This window comes from Methylobacterium variabile, assembly GCF_001043975.1.
GTDB classification, from domain to species: Bacteria; Pseudomonadota; Alphaproteobacteria; order Rhizobiales; family Beijerinckiaceae; genus Methylobacterium; species Methylobacterium variabile.
Genome location: NZ_LABY01000073.1, coordinates 25,075 through 45,152, shown reverse-complemented (window position 1 = coordinate 45,152; position 20,078 = coordinate 25,075). Strand labels below are relative to the sequence as shown.

Genomic DNA, 20,078 nt, shown 5'->3' with positions numbered 1-20,078 from the left:
AACCCGTCTACTGATGATTGTGCCAACCACATCGGCAACGGAGCCCGACCATGATCAAGATCTTCAAGAAGAAGTCGACCGAGCGGAAGCAGACGTCGGACGAGACGGTCATCTCGGACGCGGCGCTGTCCCAGGCCGCCGGCGGTCTGAACCCGCAGCCGCTGCCGCCGCGTTGGGGCGGACGGCGCGGCTTCTGAGCCGGCGATCATCTCGACGGGATTCGATGACAGTTCGATGCCGGACGGCCTCGCGCAAGCGGGGCCGTTCTGCTTCGGCATGACCGCTCCGGATCGGCCGCTCCGGAGATCGTCGGCGATTTCGGGCGGCCCGCCGGCTCCGGGCCTCGCGACACTGAGATTCCAAAGCAGAGGCGGCATTGCCGCTCAGGTCTCCATCCTCGAGGCCGGGGGCTTCGACGGTCCGCGTGACGTGCGGGCGTTCCGCGAGCGTGGCGGCGAGGTGCAACTGGTCGAGGTCATGGACGCACGCAGGAGCACCATCGGCGCGAGAATGGGAATTTCGTATTCTCCGCCGAGCCCACTGTCATAAGCCAGGCTCATGCAAGCCTTGTCGAGCGGATCTGCCTCTACCTACGATATCTCCTGCATTGCGCGTATCGAATTTCAACCGAAGCAGAATGACTTGCAATCACTCAGTTGGATGTGTCGCAAAATAAACGAGTTTGACCGTCTTTTTCTTCGAGTGTGACGGACTGATCGGCTCCAGTTTCGCCTGCTTGTACGCGCTGTTTTATGAGGCGTGAGGCGGTTCTGATGTCCTTTCCCAGCACTTTGTTCACCTCTGATTTCGACTCCGCAAATCGAATCGTGGTGACGTTGATGCCGTTCTCGTTGCCGAAAGCGAACTCGATCGCTGCGACCGGCAACGATCGGAACTTGCCGGAGACCGGAACAATAACCTCGGTATAGTCTCCTTTGTTCTTGGCGGTTATCGAACCCAGGGCGGGTGCAATGGTGGCTGGCACCGCGATGGGTGCGTTCGGGTTCACGCGCTTGCCGGTCGAGTCGTAACCATGCCGGGCCGCGACCGAGCGCCTGAACTGGTCGAAGGACTTCGAGCCATAGCATGTGGGCAAGAGCCCATTGAGCAATGGATCAAGCACGATCGGGGTTCCGGCTCGCGCCGGCACCGCAAGGCCAAAAAAGCAGGCAAGTACCGCGCCGACAACAACACCCCACCGCATGAGTGCCTCCAAGGATAGATGCGATTCTAGCGTTCAGAGCCTGTTTGACGTTCTGGACAATGTGAGCACCCTCTTTGTCATTCCGGGGCCGCGCAGCGGAGCCCGGAGTGCCGAAGGCACGCCCAGACACTGAGATGATATTGAATAAGGCGGATTGCGTTCCGCTCTATTATGAACATCCTAACATTCCGGGCTCCGCTGCGCGGCCCCGGAATGACATGCGGGGCGTCAAATCTGCAGAATCCAACCGAACAAGATTTCACGCTAAATTTTTGACAACAGGCTCGTCAATTTTGATTTCATGGGATCGCTCGGTTCTCCGAAATAAATGTAAGATACATTGCGAGATGGAAACGTGATTTTTCTATGCACCATCCATATTTGGCGAGTCCTCTTGTTGACCAGTATCACAATACTATTATCAAGGCAATCATGGGGCTGGCACCCATCATCCTTGAAAAATTGCTCGCTGTTGATGCTAATGGTTTCCAGTGGTCCTCGCAATCCGTCGTGCCGGATGATCCACCCATCCTCCTTCCTGAATTTGTGACCGCTTATGATCTTTGACCAATTCTTGCGAACTTCCGGTCGCTTAACGAGGTCGGAAAAATATGGATCTTTTGCGAATGCAGGGCTGTTGAGCAGCATGAGAGCTGCAACGATCTTTTTCATCTTTGACTCCCGCCTGCCTGTGCGCAGCAGTCGAGTCTGGTTGTGGAACTTGGTCAACATCGCAAAGAGGCGGCCAGCGACACGGGCGGCCTTAAGCATTTCGGGAATCAGCTCCGGAAATCTGGGAGGCCTCGAACGCCCCCAGATCCGAAGGTCCATCACCCCGGGCCATCGCCCGCGTCATCGACGGCAGCGCCTCCGGGACACGCAAGCGGAACCCGGCCTCGAACGGCACGGTCCCCGGGCGAGTGCGGCCGGAGATGCGGTCTGCCCGGTGACCATCCGCTAATTCCGGCCACCGACGCGGCCCGGCGCTCCGAGCGTGCCAGGTGCCTCGGCCCCGGCCCGGTCCGGCCGGATCGGTCCGCGCGGGCTTGCCCCAGGCGCGTCGCCGCCACCGATGGCGGCCGGTCGGTCCCGGCTGCTCCAGCGAAGCCGATCGGCTCTCCGGTGAACCCGATCTTCCTCACGGCTCCGCACATCCCCTCCGGGCGTGCGGAACCGGAAAAGACGCGACTTCAGGCTGCAAGGCCACCGGAGGACATCATCCCGGAAGCGGCTTGAGGTAGGGGAGGGGATCCGGCCGCGATCCGCGCTTGACCGCCTGGAGCCGCGCGTTCGCCCGCGCCAGCGAGGCGCGCAGGTGGGCTTCGAGCGCGACCGTGGCGTGGGCGGTGTCGCCCGCGTCGAGGGCGCGCAGGATCTGCAGGTGCTCCGGCAGGAACGGCTCCGTCGGGTAGGGCGCCGGGTTCCAGCGGTAGAGGAAGCTGTGGGCCACGAGGAGCGACTGGTAGAGGCGGACGGCGTCGAGGAGCGTGCGCTGCGGGCAGTAGCCCAGGATGGTGCCGTGCAGGTCCGCCTCGAGGGCGTCGAGGGCGGGGCCGTCCAGCGCATCGGCGTGCGCGACCGCCGCCTCGATCCGGGCCCGGGCGCCGGCCACGACGTGGCGTGGCACCAGGGGGGCGGCCTTGGCGAGCGCGAGCGGCTCGAGCGTCCAGCGCAGCTCGTAGAGTTCGGCGACGTAGCCCGGCGTCAGGCCCGGGGCGTACCAGCGCGACCGGTCGTCCTTGCGGATCACGCCCCGCTGGTGGAGGCGCGCGACCACCTCGCGGGCGACGGTGCGGCTGACGCCGTGGTGCTTGGCGAGGTCGGCCTCGACCACCCGCCACGCGGACAGGGCCGTGCGCGAGACGATGTTCAGCTCGACCTCGCCGTAGATCCGCTCCCAGCTCGCCGTCGAGGAGAGCCGGACGGGCGCTGCCGCCGCGGCTGCGTCGTCCGCGCCGGCGTCGACGGTCCGGACGACGTAGCCGCGGCCCTCGCCGCGGGAGACGAGCCCGGCCTCGGCGAGGGCGGCGAGGGCCTGGCGCACCGGGGCGCGGCTGACCCCGAACTCGGCGGCGACGCGTGACTCGAGCAGGCGCGTGCCGGCCGGGAGCCGGCCCGTGCGGACGCGCTCCGCCAGGACGTCGAAGGCTTGGGCGTGAAGCCGCGCCGCTCCTCCCGCCCCCGAGGGCTCTCGCTGCCGGGCATCGTCGACCGCAGTGATGGGCGTACTCCCGCGCCTGATCCCTCCTCTCCAGCTTCGCCGGCCCGGGGAGGATTGCCAAGTGCCCCGCGGTGCGATGAGATGTCGACTGCATGCATTGGACATTAATCGGGAGGGTCGGATGATCGGTCGTCTTGCGAGGTGCCCCCGGGCCGGGCGTGGCGGATGGCGGCGATGAGCGGAGAGCCGGCCCCCGGGCCACCCGTCGCCCCGCTCTTCGCCATGGCGGATCTGGCCAGCTTCGCGCGGGCGGTGCTGCGTGCGGCCGGCGCCGACGAGGAGAGCGCCGCCGCGGCGACGCGGGCGATGGCGCACGCCTCGCGCCTGGGCGTCGACAGCCACGGCATCCGGCTGCTGCCGCACTACGCGACCGCGATCGCGGGCGGCCGGGTGAACGGGCGTCCGCGCCTGCGCTTCGAGGAGGACGGGGCCGTGGCGCGGCTCGACGCCGATCACGCCCAGGGGGCCCGCGCCACCTACGCGGCGATGGCGCGCGCCGTCGACCTCGCGGGCCGGTACGGGATCGGCGCCGTGACCATCCGCAACTCGTCGCATTTCGGGGCGGCGGGCGCCTTCGCGCTCGCCGCCGCGGAGGCGGGCTGCATCGGGTTCGCGACCTGCAACTCGGACAGCGTCGTGCGCCTGCACGACGGCGCCGAGCGGTTCCACGGCACCAACCCGCTCGCCGTCGCGGTCCCGGTCGAGGACGGTCGTCCCTGGCTCCTGGACATGGCGACGAGCGCCATCCCGTATAACCGCGTGCTGCTCTACCGCAGCCTCGGGATGGCGCTTCCGGCCGCCACCGCGTCGGACGCCGAGGGGCGCGACACGACGGACGCGGAGCGGGCGGAGATGCTCGCCCCCCTCGGGGCCGCCTTCGGCTTCAAGGGCGCCGGCCTCGCGGGTCTCGCGGAGATCCTCAGCGCGGTTCTGTCCGGCATGCGGCTGAGCCACGAGATCGCCCCGATGGCCGGCCCGGACTTCGCGCGGCCGCGGGAGATGGGCGCCTTCGTGCTCGCCCTGCGTCCCGCCGCCTTCGTCGATCCGGGCATGTTCCGCGCCGGGATGGCGCGCTACCTCGCGGCCCTGCGCGGCTCGCCGGCTGCGGCCTGCCCCGTCATGGCGCCCGGCGACCGCGAATGGGCCGAGGCCGAGCGGCGGGACCGCGACGGCGTCCCGGTCGATCCGACGACCCTGGCCGCGCTCGCCGCGCTCGCCGGCCGGTACGCGCTGCGCATGCCCGAACCCCGCCCGGGTGCGGGCTGATCCGCGCCCCGGAGCGCGCCGCGCCGGAATGTTAGTGCTTGTCAGCGCCGGCGCGCTCTGCTGAGATGCGAATGAACAATGTATGCACCGGCCAGAGAAGCCGGACGCACCGCCGCCGCGCCGCCCGATCAGGCGCCGTGGCGGCGGGCCCAGGGAGGACGCGATGAGACAACCACGGACGCTGACACGCCGGCATGCGCTCGGCGTCGCGGCCGGCGCGCTCGCAGCACCCGTCGTCGCGCGGGCGGCCGCCCCGGTCACGCTGACCTATTCCGACTGGCACCTCGCCGAGCCGGTCTGGGGCCGGTCCCTCGCCGAGGCCTTCGCCCGGTTCGAGAGCGAGAACCCGGACGTGAAGATCCGGCCCGAGCCGGTGGCCTACGGCCAGCGCGACGTGCGCTACGCCACCGCCTTCCGGGGCGGCCGCGGGCCCGACGTGTTCGCCCTCGATTCCAACCCGGTCAAGCAGTTCATCCGCGAGGGCTGGCTCCTGGACCTGACCCCGTTCCTGGAGAAGGAGGGGGGCGCGGCCGCCTGGGCAGGCCAGTTCTACGAGCCCACCATCAAGGTGGTCAGCGAGAAGGGCGGCCTGTTCGGCGCGCCGCAGACCTACGTGCCGATCGTCCTGTTCTACAACAAGCCGATGCTGGAGAGCGTCGGGGTCGCGGGCGCGCCGGCCACCTGGGAGGCGTTCCGCGACGCCGCGAAGCGGCTGACGGCGCCGAGCAAGCCCGGCGGCCCGGTCGATCGCTGGGGCACCACGATGGTGCTCGGCCAGGGCGGCTTCGACCTGCGCTTCCCGGTGGTCCTGCGCGGCTTCGGCGGCGACATCCTCAGCCCCGACTACACCCGCTCGCGCCTCGACGAGCCGGCGGCGCGTGAGGCGTTCTCCTACGTGGTCGGGCTGATCAACGACGACAAGGTGATGCCGCCCGGGGTGCTGCAGGTCGACGCGAACGCGGCCCGCCAGTTCCTGGCGACGCGGCGGATCGGCATGGCCTTCGAGGCGGCCTGGGCCTACCCGATCACCGCCGAGATGAACAAGGACCTCGACGCCTGGAACACCCTGCAGGTCGCCCCGGTGCCGATGAAGGAGGCGGGCGCGAACCACATCCGCACCACGCTGAACATGAAGTCCCTGCACATCAACCCGAAGTCGCCGAACGCCGAGGCGGCCTGGCGGCTCGTGCGCTTCCTCACCGACCGGCAGCGGGCGGAGAAGTGGTACCTCGACAACAACCTCCTGTCGCCCCGGCGCGCGGTCAACGCGGAGTTCCCGAAGATCCGGGAGAGCGCCTCGGCCCGGCTCATGGCGCAGGAGCTCGACCACGCCGCCTTCATGCCGCTGATCCCGCAATGGCCGGAGATCAACGAAACCTTCCGCCAGAGCCTGCACGCCGCGGTCACGCGGACGAAGACGCCGGACCAGGCCCTCGCCGACGCGCACAGGCAGGTCGAGACGATCCTGCAGCGCAAGACCTGAGGCGCGCGATGCGGCCATCATCGGGCGCGGACGCCGCCGGCGCCGACCGGGGGGAGCGCTGGCTCCCTTTCCTGTTCGTCGGGCCGGCGATCCTGCTGCTGCTTCTCGTTCTCGGCCTCCCGGCCGTGACGGCCCTGCTCCAGAGCTTCAACATGGTGTGGGTGCGGGAGCCGGGCTTCTCCCTCGACGCCTACCGGCAGCTGGCGACGGATCCCCAGTTCGCCTCCACCCTGTCCACGACCGCGCTCTATGTCGGGCTCGTCGTGTCGCTCCACCTCGCCATCGGGCTCGCGGTCGCCCTGGCGCTGAACGCGGACCTGCCGGCGAAGTGGCTGTTTCGGGTCGCCGCCATCCTGCCCTGGACCGTGCCGGACGTGATCAGCGGCATCATCTGGCGCTTCGTCTTCGACACGCTGCCGGGGATGGCCAACGCGATCCTGCTGCGGCTCGGCGCCGTCGACCAGCCGGTCGACTGGCTGGGCTCGCCGTCGCTCGCCTTCTTCGGCGTCGTCACGGCCGAGGTCTGGCGCGGGTACCCGTTCGTCATGCTGATCCTGCTGGCCGGCCTCCAGGCCATCCCCGCCCACCTCTACGAGGCGGCGGCGATTGACGGCGCCGGGGCGTGGCAATCCTTCCGCTACGTGACGCTGCCAGCTTTGCGCAACATGGTCATCATCGCCGTGGTGCTCGACGTGATCTGGGAGGCGCGGCTCTTCGGCACCGTCTACGGCATGACCGGCGGCGGGCCGGGCGACGCGACCCAGCTCGTCTCCACCCTGACCTTCCGGCAGTACTTCGAGTTCTTCAACCCGGCCTACGCCTCGGCGATGGCCGTCGTGCTGGCGGTGACGATGCTGGTCGTCGCGATTCCCTACCTGCGGGTGACGATGTCGAGGAACGCCTGACGATGACCGGCCTGCAGCGGCCCTTCGTGGTCCTGATCCTGGGGCTGATGCTCCTCTACAACCTCGCTCCGTTCTACTGGGTGATCTCGTCCTCGCTGAAGCCGCCGCTCGAGGTGATCGACTTCCCGGCGACGCTGTGGCCGCGGCAGGCCACGGTGGAGGCCTACGCCAAGATCTGGCAGCAGGAGGGCTTCCCGATCTACTTCCTGAACAGCCTGATCACGTCGTCGGGCACGGCCCTGATCTCGTCGCTCGTCGGGGTGTTCGCGGCCTACGGCTTCTCGCGCTTCGCCTTCCGGGGCAAGCTCGCCCTGATGGCGATCCTGCTCACCAGCCAGATGCTGCCGGGCGTTCTGCTGGTGGGTCCCTACTTCGAGCTCCTGAGCCGGGCGGGCCTCTACGACACGCGGCTCGGCCTCGTCCTCGCGCTCTCGACGATCACGCTCCCGTTCAGCGTCTGGATGCTGAAGGGCTACATCGACACGATCCCGCCCGAGATCGACCAGGCGGCGATGCTCGACGGCGCCTCGCGGCTGCAGGTGCTCACGAAGGTCATCCTGCCGAACGTGATGCCGGGCCTCGTGGCGACCGTGACCTTCGCGTTCCTGCTCGCCTGGGGCGACGTGCTCTGGGCCCTGTGCCTGATCCAGGACCAGGCCCGGCAGCCGATGACCCTCGGCGTGCTCAAGATGTTCGGGCAGTTTCGGGTCGAGTGGGCACAGATCATGGCGGCGACCCTGGTCGCGACCGCGATTCCCTCGTGCCTCTACGTCCTCCTGCAGCGCTACCTCGTGCAGGGCTTCGCCGGTTCCGCAGTCAAGGATTGATCCCATGCTCCCCGTCGGCTCGACCTCCCTGTCGCTCTCCGGGATGACGGCCCTGGTGATCGGCGGCTCCAGCGGCATCGGCGAGTCCGTCGCCCACGGCTTCGCGCGGGAGGGCGCCCGGGTCGCCATCGCGGCGCGCCGCCCGGACAAGCTCGGGGCGGCGCTGGCGCGGCTCGAATCCATCTGCCCCACGGCGCGCGCCTACGAGGCCGACGTGACGGAACCGGGCGCCGTGCAGGCACTGGCCGAGAGGGTCTCGGCGGATCTCGGCGCGGTCGACGTGCTGATGAACTGCCAGGGCATGACGATCATCAAGCCCGCCCTCGACTTCACGCCGGACGAGTTCGCGCAGGTGGTCGCCACGAACCTCACCAGCGTCTTCCACGCCTGCCAGGCCTTCGGGCGGGGGATGGTGGCGCGGGGCGGCGGGGCGATCATCAACGTCGCCTCGCTCGCCGCGCATCGCGGCTGGCCGAACGCCTGCCCCTACGCGGTGGCCAAGCACGGCATCGTCGGGCTCACCACCTCGCTCGCCGCCGAATGGGCGCGGCACGGCGTGCGGGTCAACGCGATCTCTCCCGGCTTCTTCATGACCGAGCTCAACCGCGAGAAGATGCCCCAGGCGCGCAAGGACGCGGCCCTCATGCGCTCGCCCGCCGGCCGCTTCGGCGAGTTGCAGGAACTCGTGGGGGCGGCCGTCTACCTGGCCTCCCCGGCGGCGAGCTTCACCACGGGGACGGTGATGAACGTGGACGGAGGTTACCTGGCGGGCGGGATCTAGATCCTCTTCCCAGGAGGTGGATGCCGGTTCCTCGAACAAGATGCGGTGAGGTCCGGTTCCGCATTCCGGTCGCGCGTCATGACTGAGCCCGGACGGGCAGCCTGTCCGGGCTTCCAGTCATGGCCGCGAACTCACGCACCATGCGAAGCCTCGTCGAAGCACGCGATCAGCCGTTCGGCGAGGATCCTGACCTTCGGTGCGAGATGCTGATCCGGCGGGCGGACGACGTAGATCCCGGCCGGTGGCGGCGGATAGCGCGGCATCACCGGAACGAGCGTGCCGGAGGCCAGGAATTCACGGGTCAGGCCATCGGGGAGATAGGCGATCCCGAGCCCGGCTGCCGCGGCCGCAACGAGCGCTGAGCCGTTGTCGGCCTTGAACCGTCCTTGCGGGCGAACCGTGATGATCCTGTCACCGTCCATCAGCTGCCAGGATTCGGTGCCCTGCAAGAGCGCTTGATGCGCGAGCAGATCGTCCGGCGTTTCAGGCGACCCGTGTGCTGTGATGTATTCTGGACTTGCCACCAGCTTTACGTAGAGCGGTCCGACGCGCCGCGAGAGAAGGGTGGAGTCCGGCAGATAGCCGACCCGGATCGCGCAATCATACCCTTCTGCGATCAGATCGACGAAGCGATCGGTGTAGCACGTGTGGATCTGGAGGTGCGGGTGGCGCCGCGCCATGTCCGCGATCACGGAAGCGAAGTGAGTCGGGCCGAAGGACAGCGGCGCGGCGACCCGCAGGCGACCCCGAAGCTCGCCGTCGGGCAGGATCGTCCCCTGGGCGGCATCGATCTCGGCGCAGGCTCTCGCGGCATGATCGCGGAACGTGGCCCCGGCTTCCGTGAGAGCGGCGCCGCGGGTGGTCCGCGCGAGAAGCTGCACGCCGAGCTCCGCCTCGAGCCTGATGAGCCGCCGGCTGACGACCGATTTGGAGACGCCGAGCCGGCGCGCAGCGCCCGACACGCCCCCGGCCTGGGCGATCTCCACGAATGTCCGCAGCTCTTCGATATCCACGTCGGCGTTCCCCGTTGCGCGACACAGCGTGGCACGAACGAGCACTACCGTCTCTCCACTTGGGCTGACAAGGTTCCGTCGGGCAGTGCGCAGTCGGCGCACGTCTTCCGTAACTCAATCTCATGCACGACGGCAGCAAAATGACGCTCATGACCTTGCGCAACGGCCTTGATTCGCTTCTTCGTCCTGAAGATTCGGTGCTCGTTCTGATCGACCATCAGCCTTACCAGCTCGCGAACGTGAACAGCCACGAACCGCAGATGGTGATCAACAATACGGCGGGCCTGGCGAAGGCCGCCAGGGCCTTCGGCGTCCCGACGATCCTGACGACCGTGATCGCCGAGCGGGGCGGCCTGCTCTTTCCCCAGATCACCGACGTTTTTCCCGGCCAGGAGGTGATCGACCGGACGTTCATCAATACCTGGGAAGACAGAAGGGTCGTGGACGCGGTCAGGGCGACGGGCCGCAAGCAACTGATCATCGCAGGGCTGTGGACTGAGGTCTGCGTCGCGATGCCGACGATCCAGGCCCTCGGCGAGGGCTGGGACGTGACGGTGGTCACCGATGCGTCGGGGGCGGTCTCGGTCGAGGCTCACCAGGTCGCCATTCAGCGCATGATCGCGGCCGGTGCGAACATGATGACGTGGCTGGCGCTGGCGGCGGAATGGCAGCGCGACTGGGCTCGGACCGAACAGGCCGTCGCGCTGACGGAGGTGATCACGCAGCATGCCGGCGGAAGCGGCATCGCCTACCTGTGGGAGCAGCAACTGCTCAACACGCCTGTGCCCGGCAAAGCCGGGTGACCTCAGCGGGGATGGCGGGCATGGGCGTGAGGCCTCGCGAGAGGATGACGGCCCATCCAGCTTCGTCGTCCCCGCCTGCGCGCTGACCGGAGCGCTGACAGCGACGGCCTGCCTATCCCGCGCTCTTACAAGCCTCTGAGAAACCCGAGGCGGTTCATTGCGCCCTACCCGGCCTGCCCGTGCCGGGACGCTGCACCGGATCGGGCAGGACGTCGCTGGGCACCCCGGCGCAGGTCCGGGTGATCCGCTGGGCCGTGCGCCCCGGCAATGATGGCGCTCGGGATCAGGGGAGCAGCGGATTGAGCACGGGAGCGAGCGCCAGGCCGAGGACGAAGGCGGCCATAGCCATGCGGCGGAACTGATTCGACGTGACCATGTGAGCCTCCAAGGCGACTGCATTCAGCCGGCGTTGCGAGTGCTCGTACCCGTCGGTGATTGCGTGCGTGTGTTGTGCATCGGCGCGAATTGTTTCGTCGTGCGGCAACGCACGACGGCCTACGAGATCTCAGATCATCGCGTGGGCGAAGAACAGCGCGATACCCGTGCTGGTGACACGACCAATCAGGATCGGATCGTCGCCGATCTGCTCGCACGACAGGGCGAGCCTCTGTCGTCCCTCCATCCGGTCTCGATCATCGTGCTGACGGTAGGCAGGTTGTGAGGGTTCGACGGGTGCGATCGCCTGCGGGACCGACGCGCCGGTTTCGCCAGCGTCGGCGACCTCGACCCGTTCCCGGTGTCCCGCAGCCCGGCCCCGGCGCGACACGGGGACGACCGGACGCGCGGCCTGGTCTATGCTGCGGCGGTCCTCCGCATCGCCCGGGGATCACCGCGCCGGGACCTCGACCGCCGATCATGCCAGCGCCGGCCCTCTTCCACGGACGCCCCGCCAACGACCTGCTGATCGGTGCGGCGATCGGGCTCGGCATGACCGCGCGGGCGAGCGTGCAGGGCGGGGCCGATTTCCTGCTCGCCCTCAATGCCGGGCGCCTGCGGGTGATGGGCGCGGCCTCGATCGCGGCCCTCTTCCCGATCCGCGAGGCGAACGGCTTCACGGACGCCTTCGCCCGCGGCGAGATCCTCGGCCGGGTGTCGGTGCCGGTGTTCTTCGGCGCCGCCGCCTTCGATCCGCGGCTCGACATTCCGGCGCTCGTCGCGCGGCTCGCCCGGGCGGGCTATGCCGGCATCGCCAACTTCCCGACCGCGATCCATTTCGAGGGTCGGTTCCGCGCGACGCTCGAGAAGGCCGGCCTCGGCTACGCGCGGGAGATCGCCCTCCTGCGCGCCGCCCGCGCCGCAGGCCTCGCCACCTTCGGCTACGCCAAGACCCGCGAGGAGATCGAGGGGCTGCTGGGCGCCGAGGTCGACATCCTCTGCCTCAACTTCGGGTGGAACGCCGGCGGCTCGCTCGGCATCGACGGGGTGCCGCTGGACGAGGCCGCCGACCGGGCGCGGCGAGTCTTCCAATGGGTCCGGCAGGCCAGGCCCGAAATAATCTGCGTGGTCGAGGGCGGGCCGATCGTCGATTCCGCCAGCATGATCCGGGTCTGCGACGAGGCGAAGGCAGATGGCTACGTCGGCGGCTCGACCCTCGACCGGCTGCCGCTCGAGATGTCGGTGATGCAGACGGCTTCCGCCTTCAAGACCGCGAGCCTGCTGCGGCCGGCCCGGGACGAGGCGCAGCGCGAGCACGCCCGCATCACGGCGCTCGCCGGCCTCGTCGGCCAGTCCGAGGCGATCGCCCGCCTGGTCGAGCGGATCGCCCGCCTGGTTGCCACCGACCTCGCCGTGCTGGTGCGGGGCGAGCCGGGATCGGGCCGCACGACGGTCGCCCGCGCCGTCCACGTGGCGAGCCGGCGGCCCGGGCCGTTCTTCGTGCTCGACGCGGCCGACCCGGAGATCGGCGAGGCGCTGTTCGGCGACGGTGCCGGGCGGCCCGGCGCGCTCGAGGCCGGTGACGCGACGGTGGTGGTGGAGGCGGTCGGGCTCCTCCCGGCCGCCTTGCAGGAGCGCCTCGCCCGGGTGGTCGAGCAGGCGATCGTCGGCCGGTTCGGGCGCGAGGAGCAGCGGCGCGCCCGCCTCGTCGTCACCGCCACCGACCATGCCGGCATCGTCCCGGCCCTGCTCGCGCGGATCGAGGCCGGGCAGGTCGACGTCCCGCCCCTGCGCGACCGCCCGGAGGACATCCCGCTGCTCGCACGCGCGATGCTGCGGGGCCTGACGCGCCGCGAGGGGCGACAGGCCCCGGCCGTCATCGAGCCCGCCGTCTACCGCCTGCTGATGACCCGGGACTGGCCGGGCAACCTGCGCGAGCTGCGCTCGTTCCTCGCCCGCGCGGCGGCCGAGAGCCCGGACGGGACGATCCGAAGCGACGGCGTCGCCCGGCTCTGCCAGGCCCCCGCCGAGACCCGGCCCGGGCCGGTGGCCGACGAGCGCGCCTGGATCGTCGACGCCCTGCGCCGCAACCGCTTCCGCCGCGCCGAGACCGCCGCCTTCCTCGGCCTCTCGCGAAAGACCCTCTACAACAAGATGCGCCGCTACGGCCTCACCGAGTGAAGGGCGCGCGAGTGAACGGCGCGAAGGTCCGGCAGCCGGAGCCCAGCGCCGGGATGGCGAGGACCGGCGCGATCCCGGCGGCGGCGAGCGCGGCCGCGAACCCCGCCGAGGCGGCGCAGCCGACGGGCTCGAGGCCCGCCGCGCGCAGGCGCAGCAGCGTGGCGATCTCCTCCTGTGGCCCGTATCCCACCGCCGCGATGGTCCGGCCGGTCTCCCCGTCGACGGTCTGGATGCTCGGATAGTTGGCGACCCGCCGCAGGCCGGCGGCGAGCAGGACCTCGGCGAGGTCCGGGACGCGCAGGAAGGGATCGACGCAGAACAACGCAGCGACGGGCGCCGGGCCGTCGCCGATGGCGCCCGCCGCCAGGCAGGCGGTCAGGCCGCCGTTCACGTCGCAGACTGGCAGCAGGGCCAGAAGGTCGAACAGCGCCTCGGGCGCCCCGGCGAGCGCCGGCAGGAACAGCGTCCGGGCCCGCTCGGCCGGGACGAGCCCCTCGAGCGTCGCCCGCAGGGTCAGGGGAGCTGCGATCTCCAACGGCACTCTCCCCGGTCTTGCGCTCACTGCTCCGGCATCGGCACGACATCTACCCAATCTTACCCGTCCGGTCATCTCCGCTGACTGGACTTGCGGGGTTCCCGGGCGGACAGTGTCGTCAACACCCGACGCCAATAAACGGGTCTTGACCGTGATCGCGACGCGCGACTCGGCAAAAGGGGAGGTTTTCCGATGGCGCTCGCCGCCACCGTGGTGCTGAACGGGCTCACACTCGCCGCACTCTACTTCGTGGTCGCCTCCGGTTTCGCGCTGATCTTCGGCCTGATGCGCACGGTCAACATGGCGCACGGTTCGCTCTACCTGGTGGGCGCCTATTTCGCCTACGCGGTGTTCGAGCCGCTCTACGACCGCGACGCGTGGTACGCCTGGTACCTGGCGGTGCCGGTCGGCATGGCGGCGGCGGCGCTGGCGGGGGCCGCCATGCAGACGCTGCTGCTCGGCTGGATGCAGGGCCAGGAGCTGCGGCAGGCCCTCGTCACCATCGGCGTCTCGATCGTCGTGGCCGACCAGCTGCTCGCCCATTTCGGCGGAACGCCGCGGCAGTTCTTCGCTCCCGACGCGCTGTTCGGCACGACGGAGCTACCCCTCGTCGGCCGCTACCCGACCTTCCGGCTGGTCCAGATCGCGGTCGCGGTCGCGGTGGGCCTCGGCCTGTGGCTGCTCCTCGCCCGGACGAAGCTCGGTCTCATGGTGCGGGCGGGCGTCGACGACCGGACCATGCTCGCCGCCTGCGGGGTGAACGTGCCGCGCGTGGCGCTCGCGGTCTTCGCCCTCGGCGCCGCGCTCGCCGGCCTCGGCGGCGTGATCGGGGCGACGGCCCAGCCGCTCGCGCAGGGCATGGACGGCCGCTTCCTCCTCACCTCGCTCGTCGTCGTGATCGTCGGCGGCATGGGCTCGGTGCCCGGCACCGCGGTCGGGGCCGTGCTGGTCGGCCTCGCCGAGCAGATCGGGCAGGCTTTGTTCCCCACCTACGCGGTCATACTCACCTTCGGGCTGATGGTCGCGGTGCTCGCGGTGCGCCCGCAGGGGCTGATGGGGAGGCCCGCATGAACGCCCGGCTCTCGCTCCCGGCGCTCGCCGTGCTGCTGGCCGCCCCGCTCCTCCTCGGGCTCGTCCTGCCGCAGGCCCAGGCGCAGTTCTGGACCGTCAACATCCTCGGGCGCTCCCTGGTCTACGGCATCGTGGCCCTGTCGCTCACCTTCCTCGCCACCTATGGCGGCTTCGTCTCGCTCGCGCAGATGACGGTGGCGGGCATCGCCGGCTACGGGGTCGCGATCCTGGTCGAGGGGGCGGTGCCGGGCATCGTCGGGGGCCTGCCCTACGGCCTCGCGGTCCCGGCGGGCCTCCTCGCCGCTACCCTAGCCGGGCTCCTGATCGGGGCGGTCGCGGTGCGCACCCGCGACATCTACCTCCTGATGATCACCCTGGCGCTGGCGATGGCCGTGTCGCGCTTGGCGGAGTCGAACATCGACTGGTTCAACGGCTACGAGGGCATCCGCAACGTCGTCGGGCCGACCCTGTTCGGCGTGCCGTTCCGCCAGCCGCACCTGTTCTACTACGCGTCGCTCGCCGCGGCGGCGCTGCTCTACGCCGGCGTGCTCTACCTCGTGCGCACCCCGTTCGGGCTCGTGCTCCAGGCGATCCGCGACAATCCCCGTCGCGCCGCGGCTCTGGGCTACGACGTGGCGCTCCACCGCATCGCCGCGTTCGGGGTCGCGGGCTTCATCGCCGGCTGCGGCGGCGTGCTGACCACGATCTACAACATCGGCATCTCGCCCGGCTCGATCGGGCTCGGCGCCAGCGTCAACATCCTCATCATCAGCGTCATCGGCGGGCTCGGCCACCCGGCCGGCGCCTTCGTGGGCTCGCTGATCTTCGCGGTCTTCGACACCTTCGCGGCCTCCCTGTACGACCGCGACCGCTTCAACACCCTGATCGGCCTCGTCTTCCTCGGCATCGTGCTGGTCTCGCCGGACGGGATCGTCGGACTCGTGCGCCGCATCCCCGGCCTGCGCCGGCTGCCCCGGCCGAGGCCCGACGCCGCCCCGCGGGCGGCCGGGACCGGCTGAGGCGAAACGGCATCAGCGAACGAGGCCCGGCGGGGACGGCCCCGCGCGCCGGGCCCGGGAGATCGGGGCCGATGGAGGACGCACGATGACGACGCTGACCCGCCGCCAGGCGCTCGCGGGCTTGAGCACCGCCACGCTCGCCGGGGCCTTCCCGGCCCCGGCCGTCGCCCAGAACGCGCCGATCAGGATCGGCGGGCTCACCACCCTGGAGGGGCCCTTCGCCACCGGCGGCCAGGACTCGTTCCGCTGCGTCCAGATGGAGCTGGAGCGGATCAACCACACCGCTGGCGGCCGGCGCATCGAGTTCATCCGCGAGAGCTCGAACGCCCGCGCCGACGTGGCGCTGGCCCGCGCCCGCAAGCTCGTCGAGCAGGACGGCGTCGACATCGTGCTCGGGCCGCTCTCGGGCGCCGAGGGCATCGCGCTGAAGGACTACTCCGCGACGCTCACCGGCAAGACCATCGTCAACGGCTCCTCGGCCGCCGCCGACACCACCCTGCGCAACCCCTCGAAGAATTTCTTCCGGTTCTCCACCGACGGCACCCAGTGGATGGCCGGCGTCGGCAACCACGTCCGCAAGACCATGGGCATCGAGGAGGTCTGCGTCGTCGCCGGCGACTACGCCTTCCCGTACGCCCAGGTGTTCGGCTTCAGCCTCGAATATTGCCGCGCCGGCGGCCGCGCGACCTACCTGTGGTCGCCGCTGGGCACCACCGACTTCGCCTCGCAGATCGCCCAGATCCCGAAGAGCGCCGGCGCCCTGGTGGTGGTCCATGGCGGCACCGACGGCCTCGCCTTCATGACCCAGTACGCGCAGGCAGGCGGCAGCCTGCCGATCGTCGGCGGCTCGATCATGGCCGACCAGACCATGATGTCGGCCCGTGGGCCCCACCGCAAGCTGATGATCGGCATGGTCAGCGGCGGCCCGATCGCCGACGTCAACGAGGATCCGAACTGGAACGACTTCGTCGCCCGCTACCGCAAGCGCTGGGCGAACGAGGGCGGGTTCCAGTCGCCGTCGATCCACGGGGTGAACTACACCACGAACCTCCAGGGCATCCTCGGCGCGCTGGAGGAGGTGCGCGGCGACCTCTCGGGCGACCAGAAGGCCTTCCAGGCGGCGCTGGCGAAGCGCCGCTTCAAGAACCCGATGGGGGCCGAGGTCTTCCTCGACCACAACCGGCAGGCGGTGTCCGACATCTTCCTGACCAAGATCGAGGAGCGGGAGGGCAAGCCGGTGACGGTCGCCTTCGCCCGCGCCCCCGCGATCAACCAGACCCTCGGGGTGCCGGAGGACCGCTTCCTCGCCCTCGGGGCGCCCTCGCGCGGCAATACCGGCTGCATCGCCGGGACGTGAGCGGAGAGCCTTGCGCGCCCGCCGCCGATGAGGCGGCGGGCCTCGGAGCCGGGTCGACGTGTCTTCGCATCGACCTCCACCCTTTCCCGGACGACCGAAGCGATAGCGGAAGGAGATCCGGGAACCGGCACAAGACGTCGCGAAGCGCCTGCATCTCTGCCACGCCGCAATCTATGGAGCCGCTTCGCGGCACATCTTACGGCTGGTTCCCGGATCTCCTTCCGCTGACGCTTCAGTCGTCCGGGAAAGGGGTGCGGGAAAAGGATGAGTGTCACGCTCGATATTGCCTCGAACATCAAAAAGGCCTCGAAATGCCATGACCCTCGAACCCGCCCTCGAGCTCACCGGAATCGGCCGCCGCTTCGGCGCGCTGCACGCGGTCCGCGGCGTCACCCTGCGCGTGGCGCCCGGCGAGCGTCGGGCGGTCCTCGGCCCCAACGGCGCGGGCAAGACCACCCTGTTCAACCTCGTCTGCGGCGACTTCCCGCCGACGGAGGGGCGGATCGCGTTCTTCGGCCGCGACATCACCGGCCTGCCGGCCCACCGGCGCACGCGGCTCGGGATCGGGCGGACCTACCAGACCTCGCTGCTGTTCAACGGGCTGTCGGTTCTCGACAACCTCTACCTCGCGGTGCGCGGCGGCCGGCCGGGCCGGTTCTCGTTCCGCCGTCCCGGGCGCGGCGACCCCGACCTCGCCCGCGCCCGGGCGCTCGCCGAGCGGATGCGCCTGACGCACCTGGAGGAGCGGCCGGTGGCGGACCTCTCGCACGGCCAGCGCCGGCAGCTGGAGGTCGGGATGGCGCTCGCCTGCGACCCGAAGGTGCTGATGCTCGACGAGCCCGCTGCCGGCCTCTCGCCCGGCGACCGGCCGGAATTGCTGGCGCTGCTGCGGGGCCTGCCGCGCAGCCTCACCCTGGTGCTGGTCGAGCACGACATGGACGTGGCCCTGCCGGCCTCGGACATCGTGACCGTGATGAAGGACGGCGCGGTCGCCGTGGAGGCGACGCCCGACCGGATCGGCTCCGACCCGACCGTGCAGGCGATCTATCTCGGCAAGGGACATTAGGATGCTCGTGGTGCGCGACCTCCACGTCCGCTTCGGGCAGGCCCACATCCTGCAGGGCGTCGACCTCGCGGTCGGGCCCGCGCCGCTCGCGATCGTCGGGCGCAACGGCATGGGCAAGACGACCCTGTGCCAGGCGATCATGGGCATGGTCGCGGGCCGGGGCGAGATCAGCCTCGACGGCACCGATCTCGCCGGGCGGGCGCCGAACCGCGTTGCCCGGGCGGGCGTCGCGCTGGTGCCGCAGGGCCGGCGCACCTTCCCGTCGCTGACCGTCGACGAGCACCTGCGCCTCGTCGACCAGGGCCCGCGCGCCCGCTGGACCCGGGCGCGGGCCTACGAGACCTTCCCGCGCTTGGCCGAGCGTCGGCGCAACGGCGGCACGCAGCTCTCGGGCGGCGAGCAGCAGATGCTCGCCATCGCCCGCGCCCTGCTGATGAACCCGCGGCTCGTCATCATGGACGAGCCCTCCGAGGGGCTCGCCCCGGTGATCGTCGACCATCTCGCCGAGGTGCTGCGCGGCCTAACCCTGGAGGGGATCGGGCTCCTCCTGGTCGAGCAGAACCTGCGGATGGCGACGGCGGTCTGCGAGCAGGTCGCCGTGATGGTGACCGGCCGCATCGCCGCGACGCTGCCGGCGGCCGAGCTCGCCGGAAACGAGGATCTGCAGCGGCGCTACCTCGGCGTCGCTGCCGGGCACCACTGACGACAAGAACGATCGAGGCAGCAGCGATCGAGGCAAGAACAATCAAGGGAGGAGCGGGATGAGCGTCGTCTACGTCGTCGGGACCTGCGACACCAAGGAGGCCGAGCTGCTCTACGCCCGCGACGTCGCGCGGGCGGCGGGCGCGCGGGCCGTGCTGGTCGATGTCGGCACGCTGGGCGCCTCGGCGCTGGCGGACGTGCCGGCGGCCGAGGTCGCCCGTCATCACCCGGACGGCGCGGGCGCGGTGCTCGGCGGACGCGACCGCGGCGCGGCGGTCGCCGCGATGGCGGAGGCGCTCACCCGCTTCCTCGCGACCCGCGACGACATCGGCGCGGTGCTCGGCCTCGGCGGCTCGGGCAACACCGCCCTCGTCACCCGGGCGATGCGCGCCCTGCCGGTCGGCGTGCCGAAGCTCGTCGTCTCCACCGTCGCCTCCGGCCACACCGCCGATTACGTCGGGCCGAGCGACATCGCCCTGATGTACGCCGTCGTCGACATCGCCGGCCTCAACGCGATCTCGCGCCGGGTGATCGGCAACGCCGCCCACGCGGCCGCCGGGATGGCCCTGCGCACGCCGCCGCAGGCGGCGGCCGACAAGCCCGGCCTCGGCCTCACGATGTTCGGCGTGACCACGTCCTGCGTGACGCAAGTTCGCGAGGCGCTCTCGGCCGAGTACGAGACCTACGTCTTCCACGCCACCGGCACCGGCGGCCAGTCGATGGAGAAGCTGGCCGAGTCGGGGCTGCTCGCCGGCCTTCTCGACATCACCACCACCGAGGTCGCCGACCACCTGTTCGGCGGCGTCTTTCCCTGCACCCCGGACCGCTTCGGCGCCGCGATCCGCGCGCCTCTGCCCTATGTCGGCTCGGTCGGGGCGGTGGACATGGTGAATTTCGGCCCCCGCGAGACCGTGCCGGCGCATTACCGCGACCGGACCCTCTACGTCCACAACCCGCAGGTGACGCTGATGCGCACCACCCCTGAGGACAACCGCGCGATCGGCGCGTTCATCGTCGAGCGGCTCAACCGCATGGAGGGACCGGTGCGCTTCCTGCTGCCCCTCCGCGGCGTCTCGGCGATCGACGTGCCGGGGCTGCCCTTCCACGACCCGGAGGCCGACGCCGCCCTGTTCGCGGCGATCCGCGACGGCTGGCGCGCGGCCCCGAACCGGCGGCTCGTCGAGGTCGACGCCGCCATCAACGACCCCGCCTTCGCGCAGGCGCTCGTCGCCGCCTTCCGCGACGCCGTGCAGGAGAGGACCTGAGACC

20 protein-coding genes are annotated in these 20,078 nt (G+C 70.3%); 14 read left to right on the top strand and 6 right to left on the bottom strand.

Features of this window, described 5'->3' with window-relative positions; genetic code table 11:
* The first annotated feature begins 50 nt into the window (after nt 1-50).
* Nucleotides 51-197, top strand: coding sequence for a hypothetical protein (locus tag VQ02_RS36995; RefSeq protein ID WP_157080597.1), 147 nt, complete (start codon nt 51-53; stop codon nt 195-197).
* 455 nt (nt 198-652) lie between these two features.
* Here VQ02_RS36995 and VQ02_RS36990 read toward each other — a convergent pair whose 3' ends face one another.
* From VQ02_RS36990 to VQ02_RS11885, 3 genes are all read right to left on the bottom strand, one after another.
* A complete protein-coding gene (locus VQ02_RS36990) occupies nt 653-1,204 on the bottom strand; it encodes a hypothetical protein (protein WP_157080596.1) in 552 nt (183 codons plus the stop codon).
* Nucleotides 1,205-1,468: 264 nt separating this feature from the next.
* A complete protein-coding gene (locus tag VQ02_RS35565; protein WP_167350726.1) occupies nt 1,469-1,975 on the bottom strand; it encodes an Ivy family c-type lysozyme inhibitor in 507 nt (168 codons plus the stop codon).
* A gap of 445 nt (nt 1,976-2,420) precedes the next feature.
* Entirely contained in the window at nt 2,421-3,530 is a 1,110-nt protein-coding gene (locus VQ02_RS11885) for a GntR family transcriptional regulator (protein WP_083469172.1), read from the bottom strand.
* Between the two features lie 117 nt (nt 3,531-3,647).
* Here VQ02_RS11885 and VQ02_RS11880 point away from each other — a divergent pair, with 117 nt between their 5' ends.
* The 5 genes from VQ02_RS11880 to VQ02_RS11860 all read left to right on the top strand — a co-directional run bounded on the left by VQ02_RS11880 (nt 3,648) and on the right by VQ02_RS11860 (nt 8,687).
* A complete protein-coding gene (locus VQ02_RS11880; protein WP_048444412.1) occupies nt 3,648-4,691 on the top strand; it encodes an Ldh family oxidoreductase in 1,044 nt (347 codons plus the stop codon).
* Nucleotides 4,692-4,854: 163 nt separating this feature from the next.
* The gene (locus VQ02_RS11875) at nt 4,855-6,174 is read left to right on the top strand and encodes an ABC transporter substrate-binding protein (RefSeq protein ID WP_048444402.1); all 1,320 of its coding nucleotides are present in this window, start codon (nt 4,855-4,857) and stop codon (nt 6,172-6,174) included.
* 8 nt (nt 6,175-6,182) lie between these two features.
* Nucleotides 6,183-7,079 (top strand): carbohydrate ABC transporter permease, encoded by an 897-nt coding sequence (locus VQ02_RS11870; RefSeq protein ID WP_048444401.1) that lies wholly within the window; start codon nt 6,183-6,185, stop codon nt 7,077-7,079.
* 2 nt (nt 7,080-7,081) lie between these two features.
* Nucleotides 7,082-7,906 carry a carbohydrate ABC transporter permease gene (locus tag VQ02_RS11865; RefSeq protein ID WP_048444400.1) on the top strand — a complete coding sequence of 275 codons (825 nt, stop codon included), beginning with the start codon at nt 7,082-7,084 and terminating at the stop codon, nt 7,904-7,906.
* 4 nt (nt 7,907-7,910) lie between these two features.
* On the top strand, nt 7,911-8,687 hold the full coding sequence (locus VQ02_RS11860) for an SDR family NAD(P)-dependent oxidoreductase (RefSeq protein WP_048444399.1): 777 nt from the start codon (nt 7,911-7,913) through the stop codon (nt 8,685-8,687).
* Between the two features lie 131 nt (nt 8,688-8,818).
* On the opposite strand, the gene VQ02_RS11855 is transcribed toward VQ02_RS11860, so the two are convergent.
* The gene (locus tag VQ02_RS11855) at nt 8,819-9,700 is read right to left on the bottom strand and encodes a LysR family transcriptional regulator (RefSeq protein ID WP_048444398.1); all 882 of its coding nucleotides are present in this window, start codon (nt 9,698-9,700) and stop codon (nt 8,819-8,821) included.
* Between the two features lie 149 nt (nt 9,701-9,849).
* Between VQ02_RS11855 and VQ02_RS11850 the strand changes: the two genes are divergently transcribed.
* Nucleotides 9,850-10,503, top strand: a complete 654-nt coding sequence (locus VQ02_RS11850; RefSeq protein ID WP_048444411.1) for a hydrolase — start codon at nt 9,850-9,852, stop codon at nt 10,501-10,503.
* 505 nt (nt 10,504-11,008) lie between these two features.
* Here the strand turns inward: VQ02_RS11850 and VQ02_RS36985 are convergent.
* A complete protein-coding gene (locus tag VQ02_RS36985) occupies nt 11,009-11,269 on the bottom strand; it encodes a hypothetical protein (protein WP_157080595.1) in 261 nt (86 codons plus the stop codon).
* Between the two features lie 89 nt (nt 11,270-11,358).
* Between VQ02_RS36985 and VQ02_RS11845 the strand changes: the two genes are divergently transcribed.
* On the top strand, nt 11,359-13,059 hold the full coding sequence (locus VQ02_RS11845) for a sigma-54-dependent Fis family transcriptional regulator (RefSeq protein ID WP_053080343.1): 1,701 nt from the start codon (nt 11,359-11,361) through the stop codon (nt 13,057-13,059).
* Here the strand turns inward: VQ02_RS11845 and VQ02_RS11840 are convergent.
* Nucleotides 13,049-13,594: a hypothetical protein gene (locus VQ02_RS11840; protein ID WP_048444397.1), complete on the bottom strand. Its 546-nt coding sequence runs from the start codon at nt 13,592-13,594 to the stop codon at nt 13,049-13,051. The genes VQ02_RS11845 and VQ02_RS11840 overlap by 11 nt on opposite strands.
* A gap of 192 nt (nt 13,595-13,786) precedes the next feature.
* Here VQ02_RS11840 and VQ02_RS11835 point away from each other — a divergent pair, with 192 nt between their 5' ends.
* The 6 genes from VQ02_RS11835 to VQ02_RS11810 all read left to right on the top strand — a co-directional run bounded on the left by VQ02_RS11835 (nt 13,787) and on the right by VQ02_RS11810 (nt 20,074).
* Nucleotides 13,787-14,665, top strand: coding sequence for a branched-chain amino acid ABC transporter permease (locus tag VQ02_RS11835; protein WP_048444396.1), 879 nt, complete (start codon nt 13,787-13,789; stop codon nt 14,663-14,665).
* Nucleotides 14,662-15,684 (top strand): branched-chain amino acid ABC transporter permease, encoded by a 1,023-nt coding sequence (locus tag VQ02_RS11830; protein WP_048444395.1) that lies wholly within the window; start codon nt 14,662-14,664, stop codon nt 15,682-15,684. The genes VQ02_RS11835 and VQ02_RS11830 overlap by 4 nt, the downstream gene beginning before the upstream one ends.
* Nucleotides 15,685-15,769: 85 nt before the next feature.
* Nucleotides 15,770-17,041 (top strand): ABC transporter substrate-binding protein, encoded by a 1,272-nt coding sequence (locus VQ02_RS11825; RefSeq protein WP_048444394.1) that lies wholly within the window; start codon nt 15,770-15,772, stop codon nt 17,039-17,041.
* A 316-nt stretch (nt 17,042-17,357) separates the two neighbouring features.
* The gene (locus tag VQ02_RS11820) at nt 17,358-18,107 is read left to right on the top strand and encodes an ABC transporter ATP-binding protein (RefSeq protein ID WP_048444393.1); all 750 of its coding nucleotides are present in this window, start codon (nt 17,358-17,360) and stop codon (nt 18,105-18,107) included.
* Between the two features lies 1 nt (nt 18,108).
* Entirely contained in the window at nt 18,109-18,810 is a 702-nt protein-coding gene (locus VQ02_RS11815) for an ABC transporter ATP-binding protein (protein WP_048444392.1), read from the top strand.
* 58 nt (nt 18,811-18,868) lie between these two features.
* Complete coding sequence (locus tag VQ02_RS11810; protein ID WP_048444391.1) at nt 18,869-20,074, top strand: Tm-1-like ATP-binding domain-containing protein; 1,206 nt, start codon at nt 18,869-18,871, stop codon at nt 20,072-20,074.
* Nucleotides 20,075-20,078: the final 4 nt, after the last annotated feature.